Origin of the sequence: Hydrogenophaga sp. (genome assembly GCF_051007235.1) — a bacterium.
Classification (GTDB): Bacteria; Pseudomonadota; Gammaproteobacteria; order Burkholderiales; family Burkholderiaceae_C; genus Hydrogenophaga.
On record NZ_JBPCSJ010000397.1, the window covers coordinates 1 to 2,451 of the forward strand.

Annotated in this window: 1 protein-coding gene and 1 pseudogene; one reads left to right on the top strand and one right to left on the bottom strand. The window is 67.9% G+C overall.

Going from position 1 to position 2,451, the window contains the following annotated elements; all coding sequences use genetic code 11:
- Window positions 1-1,607 (bottom strand): annotated as a pseudogene (locus tag ACR2JA_RS14180) (excinuclease ABC subunit UvrA); the annotation flags it as partial.
- A gap of 128 nt (window positions 1,608-1,735) precedes the next feature.
- Between ACR2JA_RS14180 and ACR2JA_RS14185 the strand changes: the two are divergent.
- Window positions 1,736-2,451, top strand: a 716-nt coding sequence (locus tag ACR2JA_RS14185) for an ABC transporter substrate-binding protein (RefSeq protein WP_434009727.1), incomplete at its 3' end; no start/stop codon positions are given.

Here is a 2,451-nt window from a genome sequence, read left to right on the forward strand (position 1 = left end):
ATGCCGACCTCGCACAGGTAGCGCAGGCGGGTGTTGATTTCCTCGAACAGCAGCTTGAGCGCCTGCTGTTCGCCGCCCTCACCGCCGCTGCCCGCCAGCGTGGTGGCCAGGTCGTCGAAGAAGCGCCGCAGGCTGGTCAGCGGCATCAGCATCAGGTCGTGCAGGCACAGGCCGGGCAGCGCTTCGAGCTGTGCGCGCGACCATTGCACGCCAGTGGGCAAATAGCGCTTGTCGGCGGGCAGCACCGCGTCGGCCTGCGCCTTCGTGCCGATGCGCCAGAGCAGGCTGTCGGTTTTCAGGCGCGCACCGCCGCAGCTGGGGCATTCGGTGTAGCTGCGGTACTTGGACAACAGCACCCGGATGTGCATCTTGTAGGCCTTGCTCTCCAGGTACTCGAAGAAGCGCGCCACGCCGTACCACTGCTTGCCCCACTGGCCGTCTTTGTAGGTCGGGTTGCCGCCGATCACCCACTGTTTCTGCTCGGGCGTGAGCTTGTTCCAGGGCGTGTCGCGCGGGATACCAGCCGCTTCGGCGTGGCGCATCAGGTCGTCCTGGCATTCCTTCCACGCGGGCGTCTGGAACACCTTGACCGCGCCGTTGCGCAGCGTGATTTTTTCATCCGGGATGACCAGGCCGTAGTCCACGCCGATGACGCGACCGAAGCCGCGGCAGGCCTCGCAGGCGCCGACGGCGGAGTTGAAAGAGAAGGCCGAGGGCGTGGGCTCGGTGTAGCGGATGTCGCTTTCCGGGCAGTGCAGCCCCGTCGAAAAACGCCAAATCTCAGGCTCGCCTTCTTCCTTGAGCACATAGACCATCAGCTTGCCGGCGCCGCGCTTGAGGCCTGCCTCGATGGCCTCCATCACCCGCGCCGGTTCGGCGTTGCCCAGGCGGAAGCGGTCGGCCACCACGTCCAGCAGTTTGACCGCCTCGATCACCGGCTTGGGCTTCTTGCCCTTGGCGGGCGCTTCCTCTTTGGCTTCGCGCTGCACGATGCGCTCGGCCTGCACGCGGGTGTAGCCACTGGCCGAGAGCCACTGCTCCACCTCCTCGGGCGTGGTCGACGCGGGCAGCTCGACCGGAAAGGTCACCACCAGCCGCGGATCGCCCTGTTCGGCGCAGCGCCGCTGCAGCTCCGCAAAGATGGACTCTGGCGAATCGTGCCGCACCGGCAGCGCGGTGGCGCGGTCGAACAGCTGGGCGCCGCGCGCGAACAGCAGCTTGAGGTGGTCGTTCAGCTCGGTCATGGTGCCAACCGTCGAACGTGAGGAGCGCACCGGGTTGGTCTGGTCGATGGCAATCGCCGGCGGCACGCCTTCCACCTTGTCCACCGCCGGCTTGTCCATGCGGTCCAGGAACTGGCGCGCGTAGGCGCTGAAGGTCTCGACGTAGCGGCGCTGGCCTTCGGCGAACAAGGTGTCGAACACCAGGCTGGACTTGCCCGAGCCGCTGGGGCCGGTCACCACCGTCAGCTCGCCGGTGCGAATGTCCAGGTCGATGTTTTTGAGGTTGTGCTGGCGCGCGCCGCGGATGCGGATCAGCCCCTGGGCGCCCCCGTCGGCGTCCTCGGAGGTGTCGGGCTCGTTCGCGGGGCGGAGATCGTCGGACATGCAGGCCTTCCTGAAGGGGAGGCAAACATTCTAGGAGCCGCGCGCCCGCTGCGCAGGCCGCTACGTCATTCCCCTGATGTGCCGCGCCCCACGCGACTCCTACACTGCCAGCCTCGTTGGAGACCTGCATGAACAAGACACCGCTGTGGCTGGCCGCACTCGGCTGCGCCCTGATGAGCACCACCCCCACATGGGCGCAGATCCGCATCGGTCAGCCCTCGGGCTTCACCGGTTCGGTGGCGGCAGGCGTGAAGGAAAACACCCAGGGCGCCCAGCTCTACCTGGACGCGGTCAACGCCCGCGGCGGGGTGAACGGCCAGAAGATCGAGCTGCTGTCGGTGGACGACCAGTTCGACCCGAAAAAGACGGTGGAGGTCGCGCGCGAACTGATCACGAAGCAGAAGGTGGTTGCCCTCTTCCTGAACCGCGGCACGCCGCACGCCCAGGCCCTGCTGCCGCTGCTGGCCGAGCACCAGGTGCCGCTGGTGGCGCCCAGCACCGGCGCCATGGCCCTGCACCAGCCGGTCAACCCCTGGGTGTTCAACGTGCGCGCCACCTACCAGCGCGAAGCGGCCAGGGCCATCGAACACCTGGCCAGCATCGGCATCACCCGCATCGCGGTCTGGCAGACCGACGACTCCTTCGGCGCCGATTCGGCCGCGGGCGCGCTCAAGGGCTTCGAAAAGGCCCAGCTCAAGCCCCTGCTGCAGGAAAAATTCCCGCGCGACAAGCCCGACTTCAGCGCGCTGGCCCAGGCGACGGCAGGGCAGCAGGCCCAGGCCGTGATGGTGATCGGGTCCGCTGGCAACACGGCCAGCGCGGTGAAGGCGCTGCGCGCGGCCGG